Genomic DNA, 20,960 nt, shown 5'->3' with positions numbered 1-20,960 from the left:
GCAAACACAATCCTGCGTTCTCGAAATTGTTTGTATTTTTATGTCCTCACCAGTGCCAGAGAAGCCCCCGCATCAGCATCGCCGTCAAATTTGCTGCACTGTGAAATAACACAGGTTCCCACAGACGGTTCTTTTTTTCATACAACCACGCCAGTATAAGTCCCATGAGCGCCGCATAAATCCCCTGCGCCCAGTTTCCATGCACCAACCCGAAAAATGCCGCCGACCCAAGTGCCGCCCAGAAAAATGGGAGCGCCATACGCAAGCGCTCAAATATAATGCCGCGAAACAGCAGTTCTTCGGAAAGTGGGGCGGCAATGCCCAGGAGAAAGAACTGCTGCCACAGGTCCCCGGAAAATAAAGCGGCGGCGCCCTCCGACGCACCTTTTCCCAGAGCTGCCGCAAGCATATCCCCCTGAGGCATTTTCAAACATAGAGACACCGCTTCAGCTGCCTGCCCAGTCATCCGAACCTTTTGCACTGCAATATGCAACACTCCCAGGAAAATCTCCTTTTTTTCTAATGCCCAGAAAATCATGTTAAACACAGCACTGAACGCAGCTGCCCCCAGCAGGATTTTCCACACATCCGGCACTTTTTCCCAGAAATATCCACTTTTTTCTTCCTTTGTCGTCTCTATCTGTGGAGAGACCTGCTCTTTCATCCCGTCTGCCTCTGCTATGCGCCTGTTTTCTTTCTTTTTCTGGATCCTCCGCCAGTAAAATGGATAAATCACGGCAAATGTAAGAAACGACGACACGGTTCTTCCCGCATTTCCCTCCAGATGTCCCAGCACCTCCACACATCCGCCGATTAAATCGCTGATGACGCACGGAAAAAACATCTGCCAGACGATGCGCCAATCCGCTGTCTCCTGCCGTTCTTCGTCCATTTTTCTGCCTCCTGTCATCCTTTTCCTATCTGCATCTGTTTCCATGACTTTTTCAGACTTTCTACTCCACGCCTGCCTTCGCGCAGATATCCTGCAGACAGCACTTGTCACAGTACGGCTTCGTCCGCGCCGTACAGACTTCACGCCCGTGATACACCAGGCGGTGGCAGAAATCGCTGCCTTCCTCCGGTGGAATCAGCTTCCAGAGTGCCATTTCCACGCGCTTCGGGTCCTTGATTCCTTCCACCAGCCCTATCCGGTTTACCAGGCGGATGCAGTGCGTATCCGTGACGATCGCCGGTTTTCCAAACACATCCCCCATAATGAGGTTGGCACTCTTTCTGCCGACTCCCGGAAGCTTTAACAGAGCGTTAAAATCATCCGGCACATGCCCGCCGTACTCGTCGCGCAGCACCTTCATACAGGCGCTGATGTCCCGCGCCTTGCTGTGTCCCAGACCGCACGGCTTCACAATCGCCTCGATGTCTTCCACCGGGGCATCCGCCAATGCCGCCACATTTGGATATTTCTCAAACAATCCCTTGACTACCACATTGACACGCGCATCGGTACACTGCGCCGCCAGACGGACACTGACCAGCAGCTTCCACGCCTGATTGTAGTCCAGCGTACAACCCGCATCCGGATATTCTTTTTTCAGGCGGTCAATTACCTCTAATGCAAGCTCTTCCTTTGTCATGTTCCTGTCTCTCCTATCTTCTATCCTTCACTTTTCAATTTACAGTCTGTCTTTGTAACAGCTGACACAACACTACAACCACTGCTGCATTCTTCCAGCCTCATACGAATCACAGCCGCTTCTGCAACTTTTTATTCTCATACGAACCGCATATGCTTACTATTCTTCCGCGTCCGCATCCTTCTTTCGTTTTCCGCCGCGCCGTACCTTGGAAAGTACCGGCTTTTCTTCTTTCTGTTTGACACGCACATAGATGATCGACAGAATCTTATTGTGCGGATTGCGCGCTGACCGAACCTCAACGGAATCAAACAGCTCGATAAACTGCTTTAACTTCGTGCATTTATAATTTCGCGGGTCAAATCCCGGCACACGCTTTGGAAGATTGTCTCCCAGCTCCGATAAATCCACCCATCCGTCATCGTCCGCATGTGTATTGATGATCGAGATAATCTCTTTCTCCATCTCCTCCATGTTCGGAATATTGCTGACTGCATTCGGATCGCTTTCTTTCTCTGCCTCTTTTCTGGAACCATCCGCCTCACTCTCCTTGCGCGTCTGCGGCAGGGACGGATTCTGCGACGGATTTTCATCGTTTAATAAAATATCCAGGAATTTAAATGTCTCACACGCCGAGACAAATGCATTCGGCGTCTTGCGCTCTCCCATGCCGATCACCGTCATGCCTGACTCACGCAGGCGCAGCACCAGCTTCGTAAAATCACTGTCCGAGGTGACGATACAGAAGCCATCCACATTGCCCGAATATAAAATATCCATCGCATCGATGATCAGCGCCGAATCGGAGGCATTTTTCCCCTGCGTATAATTGTACTGGAAAACCGGCGTGATCGCATAGTCGCGCAGGTTCTTCATCCACGCCCGCACGCTCGGCGTCTGAAAATCGCCGTAAAGGCGCTTGTATGTCGCACTTCCATAATTGCTGACCTCATCTAAAATCAGCTTGATATACTTGCCGGACACATTTTCCGCATCGATCAGTACGGCTATTTTTTTGTCATCCATCTCCTGTTTCCTTTCTCAAATACCGCTCAAAATATTCTCTGCCGCTTTCATCAGGGCGCACTTTCCTTTGAAATAAAAAGGCACCGGAACTTTCGCACGGTCGCATGATCGTGACTCTGAAAGCCTCCGGTGCCGGAATTTCTCATTTTCACACCGCCGAAACGGTCGTGATCGACAGCCGATACAGCTTATCTATAAGTGTATCACGTTCATGAGAAATCAGCAAATATTCTTTTTATTGTTCAGGCAAATGGATTCTCCGTCTTATAAAGCATTCCCTTCGGCTGGTTAAAGCCAATCTCCGGGATGGCAAAAATACCGATGAAACCAAAGGAATGCGTCGCGACCGGAAGCACCTCGCCCTGTGCGATATACGCACGCAGGATACCCTGAATTTTACACTTCTCTTGTCGCTATCTTTTTAGTTAATAAAGCTACCGTCTCCACATGCCCGCTCATCCCGAACATATCACAGCATCTCACGCGCTCCACCGCGTATCCTCTTTCATTCAGATACTTCACATCGCGCGCCAATGTGGCGGAATCGCAGCTGACATAGACTACCCGCTTTGGCTGCATCCGGACGATCGTGTCGAGGCAGACGCTGTCACAGCCTTTGCGCGGCGGATCGACGACGATGACATCGGCATAGACCTGATTTTTTTCATACTCCCTTGGAAGTACCTCTTCAGCTTTTCCGACGAAAAACTCGACATTTTCCATGCCATTTAATGCCGCGTTCCGGCGGGCATCCTCGATCGCCGGAGGGACGATCTCTACACCGTACACTTTCTTCGCTTTCTGCGCCAGAAACAGGGAAATGGTTCCGATTCCGCAGTACAGATCCCATACAGTCTCCCCACCGGTCAGCCCCGCGTATTCCAGCGCCGTTCCATAGAGTTTTTCCGTCTGCACCGGATTGACCTGATAGAAAGAAAGCGGCGAAATCTGGTACGATACATTTCCGATTTTATCTGTGATATAACCCGGTCCGTATAAGTTTACAAGCTCCGCACCAAGAATCACGTTTGTTTTTTCCTGATTGATGTTGTAGGAAATACTGGTCATGCCAGGGACTTCTTTTAAGCGTTCCACAAAAATATCCGCGTGCGGCAGCTTCTTTCCATTGATGACGAGACAGACCATCAGCTCGCCGTTTGAAAATCCCTTCCGAATCAATGCATGGCGAATCAGACCCTTATGCGTCTCCTCGTCATATGGCGCAATCTGGTATTCTTCCATGATTTTCTTGATAATATCCAGAATTACCGCATTTTCTTCGACACCCAGCAGGCAATCCTCCGCTTCCACAATATGGTGGGTGCGTCCCGCGTAAAATCCGGCAATGATTCTTCCATCCTTATCGCGTCCAAACGGAAACTGTGCCTTGTTGCGGTAGCGCCACGGGTGCTCCATCCCCAGGATCGGCTCCATGGTGATAGTTTTATCCACACCTTCCCCGGCACTTTTCCCCGACACGTTCTCTGCTTTCACCCCCGCATCGGTTGTCTCCATCCTTTCGGATGTATTTCTTTCAGATACATTCTCAGGCACACTCACTTCATCCGCCCGCTCCGGCAGCCGCAGGTTCTCCATCCCGCCGATCCGGCGCAGGTTATTGTAGACCTTGCGCTCCTTAAAATGAAGCTGCGCCTCATAACTCATCATCTGAAGCTGGCAGCCGCCGCACTGTCTTGCGACCGGGCATTCCGGCATCACACGGTCTTTGGATGCTTCCAGCACCTCCATCAGACGGGCAAAGCCGTAATTTTTCTTCATTTTCATCGCCCGCGCCCGGATCCGATCCCCGATCACGGCATCTTTTACAAACCAGATATAACCGTCCTGCTTTCCGATCCCGGCTCCATCTTCGCTCATATCTTCGATTGTCAGTTCAAATTCATCATTTTTCCTGATTTCCACGTTTTTTTGTACTCCTCATTTTCTTTATTTCGCATCCAGATAATGCGCCCGCTCTCCGCCAATATATTTCAGCCTCGTTCTCGCACACGTCACATGGGCGCCGCCGATCGCACGGATCGAGGTCCGCACCGGAACTGCAACCGGGCGCAGGTGCATACCGATGAAAGTGTCTCCGATATCGATGCCCGCGTGTGCCTGAATCCGCTCTACGGCTGTCGGATGTTCAAATCCCGCATAGGCTGCCGTTGCAAAGGAACCGCCTGCTTTTAGCTGCGGCACGACGTTTACCATCTCCAGACCATATTTTTCCGCCGCTTCTTCTTCCACAATCAGCGCCCGGTTCAGATGTTCACAGCACTGTGCCGCCAGATAAAGCCCTTGCGACTTGGTAACTGCATACAGCTCCTCAAACACCGCTTTTCCGATCTCGGCACTGGAATAGGAACCGATCTTATGCGATGCAATCTCGCTGGACGAGCATCCGACCACCAAAATCTGTCCCGGCTTCATATTTGCCGCACTGAGAAGTTCCTCTGCGGCAATCCGTACCTCCTGGCGCAGCTCCTCTAACTGTCCTGCTGTCTCTATTTCTTTTGAAATTCCTGTTGCACTCATCCTGCTGCCTCCTGATTTAATGCCAGAAAAAGCCGCGGACCAAACAGGCTGAGCCCGCCGCAGCTTTTCCAAAATTTTTATTTACATTCCCTTACTTCCGGTAAAACTCCTGAATCCGATCCAGCCTCGCCGTCATGCCGCCCAGCAGCATATCCGCCGCCGCAAATGCCGCCATCGTCTCAACCACGACAACCGCTCTCGGCACAATGATCGGATCATGGCGTCCCTTGATGCTGATACCGATCTCCTCGCCGCTCTTATTGACGGTTCTCTGCTCTGCGGCAATTGACGGGGTCGGTTTAAATGCCGCACGGAACACAACTTCGCTTCCATCCGTCATACCGCCTAAAATGCCACCTGCATGGTTCGTCGCCTTGCCGATGCTTCCATCCGGATCCATGACAAATGCGTCGTTGTTCTCGCTTCCTGCCATCTGCGCCGCATGGAAACCCTCTCCGATCTCGAAGCCTTTAACAGCACCGATCGAGCAGATTGCCTTTGCCAGGTTCGCATTAAATTTATCAAAAACCGGTTCACCAAGCCCTGCCGGAAGACCGGCAATCACGCATTCCACGATACCGCCAGCAGAATCTTTCTCCGCCATCTTCCTTTCCAGATACTGCTCTGCCTCTGCGGCTGCGGCAGCATCCGGCATATACAGCTTATTCTTTTCACATTCCGCCAGATCAAACCGATCCGGCGCCACTTCCACCGGTCCGATCGCTTTCGTGTATGCTTTTACCTGAATGTTCAAGGATTCCAGCAGCTTTGCCGCGATAGCGCCTGCTGCCACGCGTCCGATCGTCTCGCGTCCCGAAGAACGTCCGCCGCCCCGATAATCCCGGAAACCGTATTTTTCATCGAAGGTATAATCCGCATGTCCGGGACGGTAATAACTGGCGATCTCACTGTAATCCTTCGAATGCTGATCCTGGTTCCGCACCAACATCGAGATCGGCGTGCCCGTCGTCCGCCCTTCAAAAACGCCTGACAGGATCTCCACCGTATCGCTCTCGCTGCGCTTCGTCGTAAAACGGCTCTGCCCCGGTTTGCGGCGGTCCAGATAACGTTGAACGTCTTCCTCACAAAGCGCAAGCCCCGCCGGACAGCCATCTACGACCACGCCCACGCCTGCGCCGTGGGATTCGCCCCACGTTGTCATTGTCAGTATTTTTCCGTATGTTGATCCTGCCATTCTCGCTATTAACTCCTTCTGCCATTTAGTCTGCTTTCTTTCCTCTCGTAGGTACCTTTGTAATCACACAGCAGTTTGGCTCATTCACCGAAATACTGCGTCCGCTCATCACCAGCAGTTTCTCCTTATATTCCACCTGGAAGAAAGAAATGCTGTTACTGCCGTGGTTGATCGACGCCAGATGGTTTCCATCCGGAAAAATCGCGATATCCTTCGGGTAATCTCCACTGATCGGAAGACAGCAGAGCAGCTTCAAAAGCCCCGTCTGTGCATCGCGCTCGTAGACACTGACTGAATTATCGCCCGCATTGCTGCAGAACAGATGTGTCTCGTCCTCGGACATCCGGATCGTGCACGCTGCAGTCAGCTGGCTGGTGCGCTCCGGTGCGGTCGATGGGATCGTCTGGATCTTCTCGATCTTCGGCACACGATCGCCCGTTTCATACGTGTATACATCAATCACATTTTTGATTTCATACATCAAATACAAGAATTTTCCATCCTTGCTGAACATGAAATGTCTCGGACCAGATTCCAAATCACAGCGGATCGCGTCCACCAATGAAAGGGTTCCCTTCTCGCCATCAAACCTGTAAATCTTGACCTGGTCAATTCCCAGATCGGCTACCAGCAGGAATCTGCCATCCGGCGTGCGCTCCGCACAGCTCACATGCGGGCGGAACGTGCGCTCTGCCACGCTTCCAAGTCCCTTGTGGTAAACGCCGTCGGTCACTTCCCCGATAGAACCGTCCGGTTTCAGGCGGACCACCGTCTCCTTGCCGTCATGATAGCCGGATACGAAGATAAACTTGTCCTCCGCATCGGTCGCAATATGGCAGCCGCGCATCGCCTTGATATTTGCGCTGTTCACACGGCTGAGTGCGCCGTTTTCCAGAATCCGGAACGCCACAACGCCCTCATCCGCGATGGAATAGAGCATCCGCCCGTCATGTGAAACAGTTAAATAGGAAGAGTTGTCCACTTCCACCTCGCACCGGTAGATAAATTTTCCCTTTTTTACATCCACATCATACACGGTAATTCCCTTTGCCTGACCGTTGTATGAGTAAGAACCCACATATGCCATATACTTATCCTGCATGAAATGTTCCTCCTTTGATCCCCCAGAACCGTTATAACGGTTTCTATCAAATTATCTGCCCCTATTTTATCATCATACCGCCATTTTTGCACCCTTTTTTCACACAATTTGAGAACCCCCGGATTTTCCCGTTTTTTTCCTTGACACCTCCCCCACATTCTGTATAATAGATACTCGGAAGCAAGTTTATTATTTCTAAACAAAAAGATTAATTTTACATTCATTTTAGAATTTCTAAACTTTCATCTTACTTTTGCATGCTTCTAAAAAACGCCGGACGGATGGTTTTCCCACCCGGTTTTTATAAAAAAGAATGTGCCCTAGCGCATCCTCGCGGAGCGTTTTTTGTTTCATAGGACGCAATTTCCTATGAAACCAGGAAAGGAGGTTCCCTCTGTTGAGTATAGGAGGAAAATTAAAGGAACTGCGAATTTTAAAGGGTCTGACGCAGGAAGAGCTGGCTGACCGCGCAGAGCTTTCGAAGGGATTTATCTCCCAGGTAGAGCGCGATCTGACCTCCCCGTCCATCGCTACTTTGATGGATATTCTCCAGTGTCTCGGCACAACCATAGGGGAGTTTTTCAACGAGGCTCCGGAAGAGCAGATTGTATTTGAAAAAAACGACTATTTTATCAAGGAAGATCCGGAACTGAAAAATGAGATTCAGTGGATCATCCCGAACGCCCAGAAGAACACGATGGAACCGATCCGCCTGACACTCGGTGCCGGCGGCTCCACCTATCCGGACAGCCCGCATGAGGGTGAGGAATTTGGCTACGTTCTTTCCGGCAGCATCCTGATTCATCTGGGGAACCGGACGTACAAAGCCAAAAAGGGCGAATCTTTTTACTATACGAGCGACAAGACGCATTACCTTGAAAGCCGCTCCGGCGCGACGATCCTCTGGGTCAGCTCGCCGCCAAGTTTCTAATACTACACATTATTTTACTATTTACGGAGGAAACCCATGAGCCAGCCATTAATCGATTTACAGCATATCTCGAAACGCTTTGACGACACCCTGGTCCTGGATGACTTGAGCCTTTCAGTAAAGGAAAATTCCTTTGTAACGCTCTTAGGTCCCAGCGGCTGCGGCAAGACGACCACGCTCCGCATCATCGGCGGATTTGAATCCCCAAATACAGGAAAAGTAATTTTCGGCGGCGAAGACATCACCAAACTTCCGCCAAACAAGCGCCAGCTAAACACCGTATTCCAGAAATACGCACTGTTTCCGCATATGAGCATCGCAGATAATATCGCATTTGGGCTAAAAATTAAGAATAAATCAAAAGCATATATTGATGACAAAATTAAGTACGCTTTAAAGCTTGTAAACCTAAACGGCTTTGAGCATCGCAGCATTGACTCTTTGAGCGGCGGTCAGCAGCAGCGTATCGCCATTGCGCGTGCGATTGTCAACGAGCCAAAGGTCCTGCTTCTCGATGAGCCGCTCGGTGCCCTAGATTTAAAACTGCGACAGGACATGCAGTATGAGCTGATCCGTCTGAAAAATGAGTTAGGCATCACTTTTATCTATGTTACCCACGATCAGGAAGAGGCATTGACGATGTCCGATACCATCGTTGTCATGAACCAGGGTTATATCCAGCAGATGGGTTCCCCGGAACAGATCTACAACGAGCCGGAAAACGCATTCGTTGCCGACTTCATCGGCGAGAGCAACATTGTGGACGGTCTGATGATCCACGACGAGCTGGTTGAAATCTTCGGTGCGAAATTTGCCTGCGTCGATAAGGGATTCGGAACAAACCAACCGGTAGACGTTGTCATCCGCCCGGAGGACATCGACCTCGTAAAACCGGAGGAAGGCACGCTGCAGGGCATTGTCACCCACCTGATTTTCAAGGGCGTCCACTATGAGATGGAAGTCACCACACCGGACGGCTATGAATGGCTGGTTCACAGCACGGATATGTTCCCGGTCGGCGAGAAGGTCGGCATCCATGTAGACCCGTTTGACATCCAGATCATGAACAAGCCGGCGTCAGAGGACGAGGAAGCTGTGGGCGTCAATGAATAGAAAGGAGTCGGACTTAGCATGAAATCAAACGTGAAACGGCTCTTCGCCGGTCCTTATATTCTCTGGATGATCGGTTTTACCATCATCCCGCTCCTGCTGATCGTATACTACGGTCTGACAACCAAAAGCGGGGCATTTACACTGGCAAATGTCTGTTCCATCACGACACCGGAGCATATGAAGGCGCTGCTCTTATCCCTGGGTCTGTCTCTGGCTGCGACCGCCATCTGCCTGCTTTTGTCCTATCCGCTGGCTTTGGTGCTGCGCCGCCGCGGCATTGGGGCAGGCAGCTTCATGGTATTCGTCTTCATCCTTCCGATGTGGATGAATTTCCTGCTCCGCACCCTCGCGTGGCAGACGCTCCTGGAGAAAAATGGCGTTATCAACGGCATTCTTTCCTTTCTCCATCTGCCAAATATTGCCATCATCAATACCCCGTGGGCGATCATTCTGGGTATGGTATACAACTTCCTGCCTTTCATGATTCTCCCGATTTATAATGTGCTGGCAAAGATCGACGACAATACCATCAACGCCGCCAAAGACCTGGGTGCAAACAATTTCCAGACACTCATTCACATCTGGATTCCGCTCAGCATCCCGGGCATCATCAGCGGCATTACCATGGTATTTGTCCCGGCGCTGACAACCTTCGTTATTTCCAGTCTCTTAGGCGGCAGCAAGATCCTGCTCATCGGAAATGTCATCGAGCAGGAGTTCACCAAGGGAAGCAACTGGCACTTAGGTTCCGGTCTCTCGCTGGTTCTGATGATTTTCATTTTACTGAGTATGGCGCTCATCGCCAAATACGATAAAGAAGGGGAGGGCAATGCGTTCTGATGAAACATAACCGCTTAAAACAGTTTTTCCAGGACTTTTACCTGGCGCTCATCCTGCTCTTTTTATACATCCCGATCGTGACCATGATCGTTTTGTCCTTTAACAACACAAAATCGAGAACCGTCTGGGGCGGTTTTACCACCCGCTGGTATACGCAGATGTTCCAGGATTCCGCCATCATGAATGCCTTAAACAATACGCTACTCATCGCGTTTGCGTCGGCTCTGATCGCGACCGTCATCGGCACGATCGCCGCCATCGGCATCAACAGCATGAAACGGATTCCGCGCACCATCGTCATGGGAATCAACAACATCCCGATGCTGAACTCCGATATCGTAACCGGTATCTCCCTGATGCTGGCATTTATCGCGTTCGGTATCTCTCTCGGATTTAAAACCGTGCTGATCGCGCATATCACATTTAACATTCCATATGTGATATTAAGTGTCATGCCGAAACTCAAGCAGACGAACCGGTACACCTACGAAGCCGCTCTGGATCTCGGTGCCAGCCCACTATATGCCTTCTTCAAGGTCGTATTTCCAGACATCGTCCCAGGTATCCTCTCCGGCTTTTTGATGGCATTTACGATGTCCCTCGATGATTTTATCATTACGCACTTTACAAGAGGTGCCGGTATGGATACCTTATCCACCCTGATCTACAGCCAGGTGCGCCGAGGCATCCAGCCGACGATGTACGCCCTGTCCACGCTGATTTTCGTGGCAGTCCTGGTGCTCCTGGTAATCACCAACTTTGCCCCGGAGAAAAAATCCACCGGCAATGCGACTGTGATTGACACAGAGACCATCAAGCGCCGCAAACGCAACAACCAGATCAAGAACGGCGTTCTGGGACTTGCCTGCACGCTAATTCTGCTTGTCGTTGGTGTCAGCACCTACAGCCGCTACACCACGACTCATTCAAACGAACTGTACGTCTACAATGCAGGCGAATATATTGATCCGGACCTGATTGAGGAATTTGAACAGGAAACCGGAATCAAGGTTACCTACGACGTATTTGAGACACTGGAAGAAATGTATCCGGTCATCGAAGCCGGCGGCGTCAACTACGATGTAGTCTGCCCATCCGACTACATGATTCAGAAAATGAAGGAAAATGACCTGCTTGCCGAACTCAACTTTGACAACATTCCAAATGTCAAAAACATTGACCCGCAGTACATGGAAATGTCCAAGCAGTTCGACCCGGAAAACAAATATTCCGTGCCATACACCTGGGGAACCGTCGGTATTCTTTATAATACGAAGCTCATCGAAGAAAAAGGACTTCCGGTTCCGACCAAATGGTCCGATCTCTGGAATCCGGCTTATAAAGGCGAGATCCTGATGCAGGACAGCGTCCGCGATGCCTTCATGGTAGCGCTCAAAAAAGACGGCTTCTCTGCCAACTCGACCGACGAAACCGAACTCCAGCAGGCAAAGCAGGATCTGATTGACCAAAAACCGCTCATACAGGCTTACGTCATCGATCAGGTACGTGACAAGATGATCGGCGGCGAGGCAGCCATCGGCGTCATCTACTCCGGCGAGATCATGTACATCCAGGATGAGGTAGCCGCACAGAACCTCCCATTCTCCCTGGAATATGTAATCCCGGAAGAGGGAACCAACGTCTGGCTCGATTCCTGGGTAGTTCCGAAAAATGCGAAAAATAAGGAAAACGCAGAAAAATGGATCAATTTTCTCTGCCGCCCGGATGTCGCAGTCAAAAACTTTGAGTACATTACCTACGCGACGCCAAACAAGGCAGCCAAGGAAATGCTGGACGAAGAAATCCAGAACAACAAAGCCGTCTTCCCAGATGCAAAGCAGCTGAAAAACTGCGAGGTTTACCGGTATCTTGGGGATGAGGCGGACGAGCTTTATAATAGTTTGTGGAAAGAAGTTAAGTCGAATTAAAAATTACTAGCTGAAACTTATTATAAAAAGAATCTTCAGCAGAATTAATTTTTACTCAGACTGCAAACGAAATCCCGCTTTTGCGAGGAGCTATTGTTAGAGGGGCTGTCACATTAGCAAATATTTTTGCTGGGTGGTAGCCCCCAACTTTTTTCTTGCCATAATAAAAGGTCCTCCTAATGATATTTATTTTATCATAGAAGAACCTTTCATAGGGCTTTTACAGAAAAAGGGGCACACAGCCAATTTTTTTATACTCTCCGCTTTTTCAAATCACCTGATTTGGGAGAATGATTCCTCCCCTACAGAACCTGCTACCGGCAGTTACTTTCTAATTCATGACAACAAAAGTTCCAGCTAACCTTTCTGACTATTATCCTCTCCTCTTCTATCTACTACTGCACTAATAACGATAAAACCTTTGGTCTAGCTCCACGTTCATAGGTAAAACCGAGCGGCAAACGGATAATTTCCGGCAAATAATATTTCTCATCGGAAATCTTTAAATACCCTTGAGCCTCCAATTTTGAAATTTCATCACCTGTCAATTGGATTTTATCCAAAGTTAACGGCAAAGTTTTTACCCCTTCCATTTTTTCAAATTTTTCCAAAATTTCATAAATATTACGCATTTCCGTCTTAATTTCTTGATATTTATCTGCCGCACATGCTCCGATTGCATTGCGTATGTCAACCGGCATAATCAATCGATCCTTATACACAAATTTTGCTTCCCTATATCCCTCTGTTGAATATCTCAGAAATCTGACAATATCCCTTGCCTGTAATTGACCGGTAAAGTCTGACAAAGCTGCCAAAATCCAACGATCCGAAAAGGCTTCCCGCGAATCTCTTTTTCCTAATTTTAGTCCCCAAAGCGTTGTTAATTTATCTACCAGAACAGATCTTGTCGCATTCAGTACATCGATTCCATCCGTCAAGTCTGGATAACCCTTTGATGCGATCCATAATGCCAGACGTAATGCTTCCGTCTGGGTCCAGTTCAATTCATAATTGTAATACATACTCCTAAACTGTTCCATATTGGTATCGATTGCATTATTGATCATATCCTTTCGCGCAAACACAACCATTCCGATATTTCCATAGTCAAGTCTCTGCAAATCATTCACAACATTTTGGCACAATGCTTTAAGAAGTGTTTTCCATCTATCATTTTTTTCTGTCTGTGAATCTGCACAAACATCCTCAAGACCATCCACAATAAATACAATTCTTTTTCCGCTGCGTTGAAGCACCTCATCTACTTCCAAAATATCCTTATAATTCTCCTGAAACATTCCAATTATTAAATTAAACCATTGCTTTACCCATTCCATTCTTGACATCTCAGATGATTCTAATAAGCTCATCAACATATTATAATTTATTGTATCTACATTTTTCTTTAACCTCATTTTAGGTAATTTCTGCTCTGCATATTTCATGCATTCTACAATAAGAGGCTGCATATTTCGCGTATTAATACTAGCCAATAACGGAATAATTATCGTTTCATGTTCTGCATTCAAAGATGCACCTGTCTGCTCAATGAAGCTTTCCCATGTTTTTGCTTGTAATAATTGCTTATAGATATATGTCTTGCCTGATCCCTTTGCGCCTGATACAACAATTTTCGGAAGCTCCGTCTTAAAGTTCTTTACCATTTCTTTAATAGAAGAGGTTACAAGCATATTTGCACTTGATGTGCCTTCCGCAGTTGTCTCCGCATAAGAAATTTCATATATTCTCCTCAGGATCTCACGTACCCTACCTTCATCTACAAATATTGTCTCATCTTTCTGCTCATCCATGAACAGGTTCTTCACCTGTTTATCCATTAAAGATGACAATTCGCTTCCCTTCAGTTTTTCACAAAGTGAATTGAAGTCCGTCGTTCTTACAAATGTCTTATCAAATCCCACTTCCATGAAATACTCATCCCGCAAAAAAGTGGCATTATCTGTATCAGCCACACTTTCAACCTCCTCCACTATTTGACTTTCAATTTTCTGAATTTCTTCAGTCTTCATTGTTTCCGGGATCATCGTTAACAGGATTCTTGATTTTAAAAAATCTGCATTCGTTTTTTTATACACCTGTTCCAGAATCTGGTTAATTCCTTTTACTGACTGCAAAGACGTAGAAGTCACATAATATTTGACCACACGGGGGTCAAACAAAAATGGAGCTGAGTATTCTGTAATTCCAGCCCGAAGATCAATCAGCACCAAATTTGCTCCAAGCTTTCTCGCTATTTTAGCTATCGTTTCTGTAATATAAAATTTGTTTTCCTGTGTCATCAATACCTGCTCAGGTTTCGCCCCAATATTCATGATCTGTTCTTTTTCCCTATAAACTGGAATAAAATACTGATCAATTATCTTTTTATCCGTTGCAACACTAACCGTCGAGGTCTTTATTAAATCGCATAATTTTTCCAACATCTGATCTGTGATCTGTTCATAACTCATTATCGACAAAATATCAAGATAGCTGATTTTTCGATATCCAGCTTCAGCCATCCATGTTAAGCCAGGTGCTTCTACGTCAGCATCTAATACAAGAATCTTTTTATCTGGATATTCTTCTGTACACTGCCTTAAAAACGCAGTAAGTGATAGTGTTCTTCCTACACCGCCTTTGTAAGAATGGAAGGCAATCATTTTTAGACCATCAAAATCACTATCTGTATTTTCACATTTCTGAAAATAAATGTCTCTAAATAACGGTCCATATTTCTTCTCGACCTTTTGACCATCATCATACAGAAAAACAATATCTAAATATGTTCCTGTAAAATCAATGAGCAGAGTATTATTTTCTATCGAATAATTCCGTCCAAATATTTTCTTTAAGTATTGAATATCCGCTTCCTGTAGTTCGTCTTCATTTTGGTAAATTTCAATGCTATCACTATAAACCTGTACATCAACCCATGTTTCCGGCCACGTGCTTCGATTTTCTTCAAAAATACATTCTATATCATGCCACGTAAAATAATAATCCATTTTTTACCCTCTCTACATCCGCTTAAGCAACCATTCCGCAATCTGAACCAAAGTTTTTTCTTCTCTCTTCTCTTCCTCTATGTCTTCAATGCCGGCTCCATATCGCCACAATTCATTATATTTTCCTGGCAACACCGAACCACCACCCTTAAGCTGTATCTGTTTCAATGGAAAACTGTTCTCTATTCCCACTTCTTTCGTCATTGCTTTTAAGTCATGCTCAGGTGCCTTCTTTCCAATTTTCTCATAATAGGACTTCAAATCTTTATATGTATTTTTCCCAATTTTTTTGAGAATGAAACTTTTTAATCCACATTCCACCGAATAAAACAACATCAACAGACGTGAACGATACGGCATATCTGTTCCTGTTTCTTTATATACGGTGTAGTGGTTTTTAAAACTTCGCTGAAACTCACTTCTCGTAATATTAATCTGTGACTGTGTTTTTCCCCGTTTTTTCTCTCGTTCTTTCACTACACACGCACCTCTTGTCACAATTTAAAAATATCTATATTATAAATAATAACATACTCCCCTGTCTGCTACAAGCAAAACCCCCCTTGGTAGCATCTTTTTTTAATTTCTGCATTACTATCTATAACGCATACGTACGATAGAATGGAGGTCCCATGGAGCATTTATTTGAAACATAGTAAACGGTACAACGCAGATCCTTGTTAAAAAATAAACTGACTGATTTAATCTCAAGTAGCCAGTTTTATTGTTTCTACTGGCTCTCTTTTTCGTTCTAAAGACACTGTGCTTTCTATACCATTTTTCTTTTATATTGGACTTTCTCATATATACACATAAAATTAAATATACATTTATATTGATTTTTCAATTCTAAGCGCTATACTATCTCTAAAAAAGGAGGTCACTCATGAAAATTGCAGTCCCTTATGAAAACGGAAAAATCTGCTCCCACCTGGCTCAGGTGAAAGAATTTTTAATTTTTGATGTAGTTGATGATGAGATTATTTCCACCAAAACCGTGAAACAGACCTATGCAAACGATCCCGGCGCGCTGGTGGCATTTCTCAAAAAAGAAAATATTGCCGTCCTCCTCTGCGACGCCCTTCCGATCCCGATGATGATCGCCCTGCGCGAAACCAGCATCCAGGTTCTCGGCGGCGCCAAAGGCGCTCCTAAAGACCGCGTCGAAGACTTCTTAAACGGAATGCTTCACTTTGACCGGAGCGGAAATAACGGACCATCCTGCGGCGTCCACCTGCCGGACAACAATAAAAATGGCACTGACTCCGACGCCGAATGCGACGGAAATATCAGTGCCTGTGGGACTTGGTGCCACTAATTCCTGTTTCATCTGAGACGTTGATGACGCACGTGTGGGACAGAATCCACCTTATTTCCACTGGAGGTGATGCAGATGCCCCTCCGTATTCATCTTCTCAAACCCATTCTGCCGCAGCGCCTCATACAGAATGATCGCCACCGAGTTTGACAGATTCAGAGAGCGCATCTCACCCCACATCGGGATGCGGACGCAGCGCTCCGGGTCTTCGATCAGGAGTTCTTCCGGGATGCCGCGGCTTTCCGGTCCGAACATGATATAGCAGTCCGGATCGTAGTGAACGTCCGTATACACCTGCGTCGTCTTCGTGGTCGCCATATACGGGCGCGCGCCCGGATTCTTCTCCAGAAAATCTTTAAAATCGCTGTAAACTGTCACGTCCAGATGCGGCCAGTAATCAAGACCCGCTCTTTTTACCATTTTATCATTCAATTTAAAACCGAGAGGCTCGATCAGATGAAGCCGCGTGTTCGTTGCCACGCAGCTTCGTCCTATATTTCCTGTATTCATCGGCATCTCCGGTTCATAGAGTACAATATTTAACATTTCTTCTCTCCATCCAACCGCGCCACAAACCGTTTAATGCGCTCAATCGCCTTCTGCAGATCCTCCAGCGAATACGCATAGGAAACGCGCAGATAGCCCTCGCCGCAGTCTCCAAACGCGGTGCCCGGCACAAGCGCCAGCTTCTCTTCCTGAAGCAGGCGGTTTGCAAATTCATCCGAGGTCATGCCAAACCGTTTGATGCACGGGAACATATAAAATGCTCCATACGGCTCGAAACAGTCCATTCCAAGCGCCCGGAACTCTCTCAAAAGATAGCGGCGGCGCTCATCGTAGGCTTTCTTCATACGGGCAATGTCCTCATCGCCATTCCGCAGGGCCTCAACCGCTGCATACTGGCTGGTGGTCGGCGCGCACATAATCGCAAACTGATGAATTTTCAGCATCTGTTTTAAGATAATCGCTGGAGCTGCCGCATAGCCGAGACGCCACCCGGTCATCGCATATGCCTTGGAAAATCCGTTGATCAGCACCGTGCGGTCGCGCATCCCGGAAATTTCCGCGATGGAAACGTGCTTGCCGCTGTAGGTCAGCTCGGAATAAATTTCATCACTCAGCACAAACAGATCCTTCTCCTCGATCACCTTCGCGATCGCCTCCAGATCGGTGCGGTTCATGATCGCACCCGTCGGGTTGTTCGGGAACGGAAGAATCAGCACCTTGGTTTTCGGTGTGATCTTCTCCAGCAGCTTCTCCGGCGTCAGACGGAACTCATCCTTCTCCTCCAGCTCAATAACGACCGGCGTACCGCCTGCCAGCACCGTACACGGCACATAGGAAACGTAACTCGGCTGCGGAATCAGAACCTCGTCGCCAGGATTGAGCATCGCGCGCAAGGCAATATCGATCGCCTCGCTGCCGCCGACCGTCACCATCACTTCCGTATTCGGATCATACTCCAGGCGCTGACGGCGTTTCAGATAATGGCTGATCTCCTGGCGCAGTTCCTTTAAACCGGAGTTCGACGTATAAAAGGTGCGTCCTTTTTCCAGCGAATAAATGCCCTCCTCACGGATATGCCACGGCGTATCAAAGTCCGGTTCGCCCACGCCCAGGGAGATCGCGCCCTTCATCTCGCTGACAACATCAAAAAACTTCCGGATTCCGGACGGCGGAATATTTACAATCGTATCTGATAATGGGTTTCTCACGGAACAATCAACATCCTTTCATCCTGAGGACCGTCGCAGAGAACGGTACCGTGGTCTTTGTATTTTTTAAGAATAAAATGGGTCGCGGTACTCAGCACAGAATCGATCGTGGAAAGCTTTTCTGCCACAAACTGTGCAACCGCACGCATGGTTTTCGCCTCTATCATAACGGTAAAATCATAGCCGCCGGACATCAGGTATACCGAAGTCACCTCGCTGTACTGATAGATTCTCTCGGCAATCTTGTCAAAGCCCATCTCGCGCTGCGGCGTTACCTTTACCTCGATCAGCGCAATGACCTTCTCCTCATCTGTATTATCCCAGTTAATCAAGGTATGGTAACCGCAGATGATATGTTCATTTTCCATTTCGGCGATCTCCGCCGCAACCGCGGCTTCATTTTCCCCGAGTAAATCTGCCAGCTCTTTGACGCTGATGCGGCTGTTTTTTTCAATGACCGCTAAAATTCTCTCTCTCACTTTACTACCTCCTGTTAATGGGATTTTTGTAAGTCTTTTATTTTATCTATCTCATCCGGTTTTGGCCGGTCAAGAAAGCTATGTACTTCGCCGCTGTAAATCTCGCGTCCGATCGCAGTGCGCGTCCGACCGATGAGCGCTGCCGGGATGCCCTCTCTCTCCAGATTCTTTAGCAGCTTCGGACCGCTAGACGCTGTCAGCAGAATGCAGCCCTGTGACTGTAAACGGTATGGATTGAGGTCAAATACCTCGCAGATCTCCACTGTCTCCTGGCGGATCGGAAGTCTCCTGAGATCCATCTCAAATCCGAGTCCGAACCCATCAAAAAAATGCCACAGCGCCGCCATGACGCCGCCCCCGCCTGCCGGATACCACGCAGATGCGCCGAGACGGGTCAGCACTTTCCGCTCTTTATGTGCAGCAAATGCCTCCAGAAGCGGAGACGGATTCCATTTCTCATAGAGATTCTGGCATTCTCGCACATACCGGGCAGAAAACCGGTTCAAAAGCGCCGCCTCGCCGCTTTTTGCCGCCATCGAGGTTCCAAAAAGCGCGGTGTAACCGACCGCCAGCAGATCCTGATCTGCCTTCATCTCCCCGTATTCCTCGAAAACTTCATCTTTTATATTCATTCTGGTTCCTTTCCCGGCGTTCCTATCACTCCGCCGGCGCTACTTCCTGCGCCGGACCCGCCGGTCCCTGCGGCTGTGCCGGGGTCGGCTCCTGCGCTGCTGGTGCTTCCGTCGGTGCCGGAACCGGATTTTCCGGCTGTGGTGTCTCAGGCTGCGGTGCAGGCGGAACCGCCGGTGCTGCAACCGCAACGGCCGGACCTACACGGTAGATCGCCTTCGATGCCATATAGGTATCGGTCTGCAGCAAGGTTTTCTCCGTCTCCACACCGTCCACGTAGACGTATTTCCAGAGCCGTGACTGCAACCCATAGTGCGCCGACTGTTCCTTCACTCTCGCACCCGGCTTCAAAGATGCGTCCACCTTCGTGATCGGCTCGCCCGGATCCTTCTTCGACAATGTCTCCGAAACGTATTTGATCGTCCGGTTTGCCGGCCGTGTCTCTTTTCCATATATCGTAAATGAAATAGTCCCGCCGTTCACTGCCCCTTCCATATAGATCGGGGTATCGTATGGATTTTTAAATTTCAGATCCTTATAAGTACCCGCGATCGCCGAATCCTGCGATGCCGGAACGTAAGTAACAATCATCGAATGATTCTGGCGCTGGGTGATATCCATCTCCGCCAGAAGCGCTGCATTGTAGAGCGTCGTGCAGATCTGGCAGGCGCCACCGCCGACCGTATCGACTACCTGACCGTTCGCATAGGAACCTGCCGATGCATAGCCATTTTCCACCGTAAATGGGGTCAGCCATGTATAAGCCGAAAATTCTTCTCCCGGCATCAGAACCGTGCCGTTGATCTTCGCCGCACCGTTCCGCAGATTCTTGGAACGCGACACATTTCCCGGATTGAATCCGGTACTGAATGTTCCAAGGGCATCCTGAATCGTAGATAATGCCTCTGTCGTGCGGGTCGGCTCTGCATTTTTGACTGTTGCATCCACCGAAACCGGTTCCGAAAGACCGCCCGCGAGCGCCTCATTCAGTGCTTTTGTCGTCGCATCTATGTCCACTTCCTGTCCCGCCGAAGACTGGCTGACCTGAAAGACTCCATTTTCATGCGTGATCACAGCGTCCTGCGGCGCTGTCGTAAATTCCGCGCACCGGGTCTGCACAAACTCGGCAACCTTCGCTTCATCGACCGCTGTCTCAATCTGCAGATCCACACCGGACTGCTCTAATTCCTTCTGATTCAGATACCGGCGCAGAAGATTTCCGCCGGAAAGTTTCTCCACTTCCTCATCAATCTCGTTCTGGTTGACCCAGGAAAATCCCAGCTCCGCCGCCGTCGTCTGAACCTCATGACCTTCTACCCGGATCGAAATGGTCTGATTTTCCATCTCCCCGATCGATTTCTCAATCGTCTGATCCGCCTCTTCCCGTGTCATCCCGGAAAGATCAAACCCACCGACCTGAAAGCCCGTGGGAATCGTCCCCGCTGACGCGGTGCCCGTACCGGCTATAAGCAGTCCCATCACTGCCGCACCGCATACGCCTGCCATCCAATTTCTTTTTTTCATCATCTACCGAACCTTTAC

The 20,960-nt window shown here is 48.5% G+C and carries 19 protein-coding genes; 5 read left to right on the top strand and 14 right to left on the bottom strand.

Going from position 1 to position 20,960, the window contains the following annotated elements; translation table 11 throughout:
• Window positions 1–46 precede the first annotated feature (46 nt).
• The 7 genes from DXD12_RS12765 to DXD12_RS12735 form a co-directional block, all read right to left on the bottom strand.
• Window positions 47–892, bottom strand: a complete 846-nt coding sequence (locus DXD12_RS12765) for a CPBP family intramembrane glutamic endopeptidase (RefSeq protein ID WP_182457087.1) — start codon at window positions 890–892, stop codon at window positions 47–49.
• Between the two features lie 61 nt (window positions 893–953).
• Window positions 954–1,592 carry an endonuclease III gene (gene nth, locus DXD12_RS12760; protein ID WP_117796723.1) on the bottom strand — a complete coding sequence of 213 codons (639 nt, stop codon included), beginning with the start codon at window positions 1,590–1,592 and terminating at the stop codon, window positions 954–956.
• A gap of 159 nt (window positions 1,593–1,751) precedes the next feature.
• On the bottom strand, window positions 1,752–2,618 hold the full coding sequence (locus DXD12_RS12755; protein WP_022358838.1) for an NYN domain-containing protein: 867 nt from the start codon (window positions 2,616–2,618) through the stop codon (window positions 1,752–1,754).
• Window positions 2,619–3,014: 396 nt separating this feature from the next.
• Window positions 3,015–4,535, bottom strand: a complete 1,521-nt coding sequence (gene rlmD, locus DXD12_RS12750; protein ID WP_118638508.1) for a 23S rRNA (uracil(1939)-C(5))-methyltransferase RlmD — start codon at window positions 4,533–4,535, stop codon at window positions 3,015–3,017.
• 30 nt (window positions 4,536–4,565) lie between these two features.
• Complete coding sequence (locus DXD12_RS12745) at window positions 4,566–5,156, bottom strand: TIGR01440 family protein (protein WP_022358840.1); 591 nt, start codon at window positions 5,154–5,156, stop codon at window positions 4,566–4,568.
• Window positions 5,157–5,247: 91 nt separating this feature from the next.
• On the bottom strand, window positions 5,248–6,351 hold the full coding sequence (aroC, locus tag DXD12_RS12740; RefSeq protein ID WP_118629572.1) for a chorismate synthase: 1,104 nt from the start codon (window positions 6,349–6,351) through the stop codon (window positions 5,248–5,250).
• A gap of 25 nt (window positions 6,352–6,376) precedes the next feature.
• On the bottom strand, window positions 6,377–7,453 hold the full coding sequence (locus DXD12_RS12735) for a lactonase family protein (RefSeq protein WP_107001837.1): 1,077 nt from the start codon (window positions 7,451–7,453) through the stop codon (window positions 6,377–6,379).
• A 397-nt stretch (window positions 7,454–7,850) separates the two neighbouring features.
• Here DXD12_RS12735 and DXD12_RS12730 point away from each other — a divergent pair, with 397 nt between their 5' ends.
• The 4 genes from DXD12_RS12730 to DXD12_RS12715 are packed head-to-tail and all read left to right on the top strand — an operon-like array spanning window position 7,851 to window position 12,265.
• The gene (locus DXD12_RS12730; protein ID WP_022358843.1) at window positions 7,851–8,384 is read left to right on the top strand and encodes a helix-turn-helix domain-containing protein; all 534 of its coding nucleotides are present in this window, start codon (window positions 7,851–7,853) and stop codon (window positions 8,382–8,384) included.
• A gap of 36 nt (window positions 8,385–8,420) precedes the next feature.
• The gene (potA, locus tag DXD12_RS12725; protein WP_107001835.1) at window positions 8,421–9,497 is read left to right on the top strand and encodes a spermidine/putrescine ABC transporter ATP-binding protein; all 1,077 of its coding nucleotides are present in this window, start codon (window positions 8,421–8,423) and stop codon (window positions 9,495–9,497) included.
• Window positions 9,498–9,515: 18 nt separating this feature from the next.
• Window positions 9,516–10,337 (top strand): ABC transporter permease, encoded by an 822-nt coding sequence (locus tag DXD12_RS12720; RefSeq protein ID WP_022358845.1) that lies wholly within the window; start codon window positions 9,516–9,518, stop codon window positions 10,335–10,337.
• Window positions 10,337–12,265 (top strand): extracellular solute-binding protein, encoded by a 1,929-nt coding sequence (locus tag DXD12_RS12715; RefSeq protein WP_118638481.1) that lies wholly within the window; start codon window positions 10,337–10,339, stop codon window positions 12,263–12,265. The genes DXD12_RS12720 and DXD12_RS12715 overlap by 1 nt, the downstream gene beginning before the upstream one ends.
• A 395-nt stretch (window positions 12,266–12,660) precedes the next feature.
• Here the strand turns inward: DXD12_RS12715 and DXD12_RS12710 are convergent, their stop codons facing one another.
• Both DXD12_RS12710 and DXD12_RS12705 read right to left on the bottom strand, forming a co-directional pair.
• Window positions 12,661–15,276 carry a hypothetical protein gene (locus DXD12_RS12710; RefSeq protein ID WP_118638480.1) on the bottom strand — a complete coding sequence of 872 codons (2,616 nt, stop codon included), beginning with the start codon at window positions 15,274–15,276 and terminating at the stop codon, window positions 12,661–12,663.
• A 12-nt stretch (window positions 15,277–15,288) separates the two neighbouring features.
• The gene (locus DXD12_RS12705) at window positions 15,289–15,753 is read right to left on the bottom strand and encodes a hypothetical protein (protein WP_118638479.1); all 465 of its coding nucleotides are present in this window, start codon (window positions 15,751–15,753) and stop codon (window positions 15,289–15,291) included.
• 409 nt (window positions 15,754–16,162) lie between these two features.
• On the opposite strand from DXD12_RS12705, the gene DXD12_RS12700 reads away from it, so the two are divergent.
• Window positions 16,163–16,594, top strand: a complete 432-nt coding sequence (locus DXD12_RS12700; RefSeq protein WP_118638478.1) for a NifB/NifX family molybdenum-iron cluster-binding protein — start codon at window positions 16,163–16,165, stop codon at window positions 16,592–16,594.
• Between the two features lie 51 nt (window positions 16,595–16,645).
• Here DXD12_RS12700 and trmL read toward each other — a convergent pair whose 3' ends face one another.
• The 5 genes from trmL to DXD12_RS12675 are packed head-to-tail and all read right to left on the bottom strand — an operon-like array spanning window position 16,646 to window position 20,945.
• Window positions 16,646–17,140, bottom strand: a complete 495-nt coding sequence (trmL, locus tag DXD12_RS12695) for a tRNA (uridine(34)/cytosine(34)/5-carboxymethylaminomethyluridine(34)-2'-O)-methyltransferase TrmL (RefSeq protein WP_107001831.1) — start codon at window positions 17,138–17,140, stop codon at window positions 16,646–16,648.
• The gene (locus DXD12_RS12690) at window positions 17,134–18,309 is read right to left on the bottom strand and encodes an aminotransferase class I/II-fold pyridoxal phosphate-dependent enzyme (protein ID WP_118638477.1); all 1,176 of its coding nucleotides are present in this window, start codon (window positions 18,307–18,309) and stop codon (window positions 17,134–17,136) included. The genes trmL and DXD12_RS12690 overlap by 7 nt, the downstream gene beginning before the upstream one ends.
• Window positions 18,306–18,788 carry an Lrp/AsnC family transcriptional regulator gene (locus tag DXD12_RS12685; RefSeq protein ID WP_022358850.1) on the bottom strand — a complete coding sequence of 161 codons (483 nt, stop codon included), beginning with the start codon at window positions 18,786–18,788 and terminating at the stop codon, window positions 18,306–18,308. The genes DXD12_RS12690 and DXD12_RS12685 overlap by 4 nt, the downstream gene beginning before the upstream one ends.
• A gap of 14 nt (window positions 18,789–18,802) precedes the next feature.
• On the bottom strand, window positions 18,803–19,420 hold the full coding sequence (locus tag DXD12_RS12680; protein ID WP_118638476.1) for an AIR synthase-related protein: 618 nt from the start codon (window positions 19,418–19,420) through the stop codon (window positions 18,803–18,805).
• A 25-nt stretch (window positions 19,421–19,445) separates the two neighbouring features.
• Window positions 19,446–20,945, bottom strand: a complete 1,500-nt coding sequence (locus tag DXD12_RS12675; protein ID WP_243105393.1) for a VanW family protein — start codon at window positions 20,943–20,945, stop codon at window positions 19,446–19,448.
• Between the last annotated feature and the right edge of the window lie 15 nt (window positions 20,946–20,960).

This window comes from Clostridium sp. TF11-13AC (assembly GCF_003481065.1).
GTDB lineage: Bacteria > Bacillota > Clostridia > Lachnospirales > Lachnospiraceae > Otoolea > Otoolea fessa.
The sequence above is the reverse complement of the archived record's forward strand: the minus strand, read 5'-3'. Positions and strand labels throughout refer to the sequence as shown.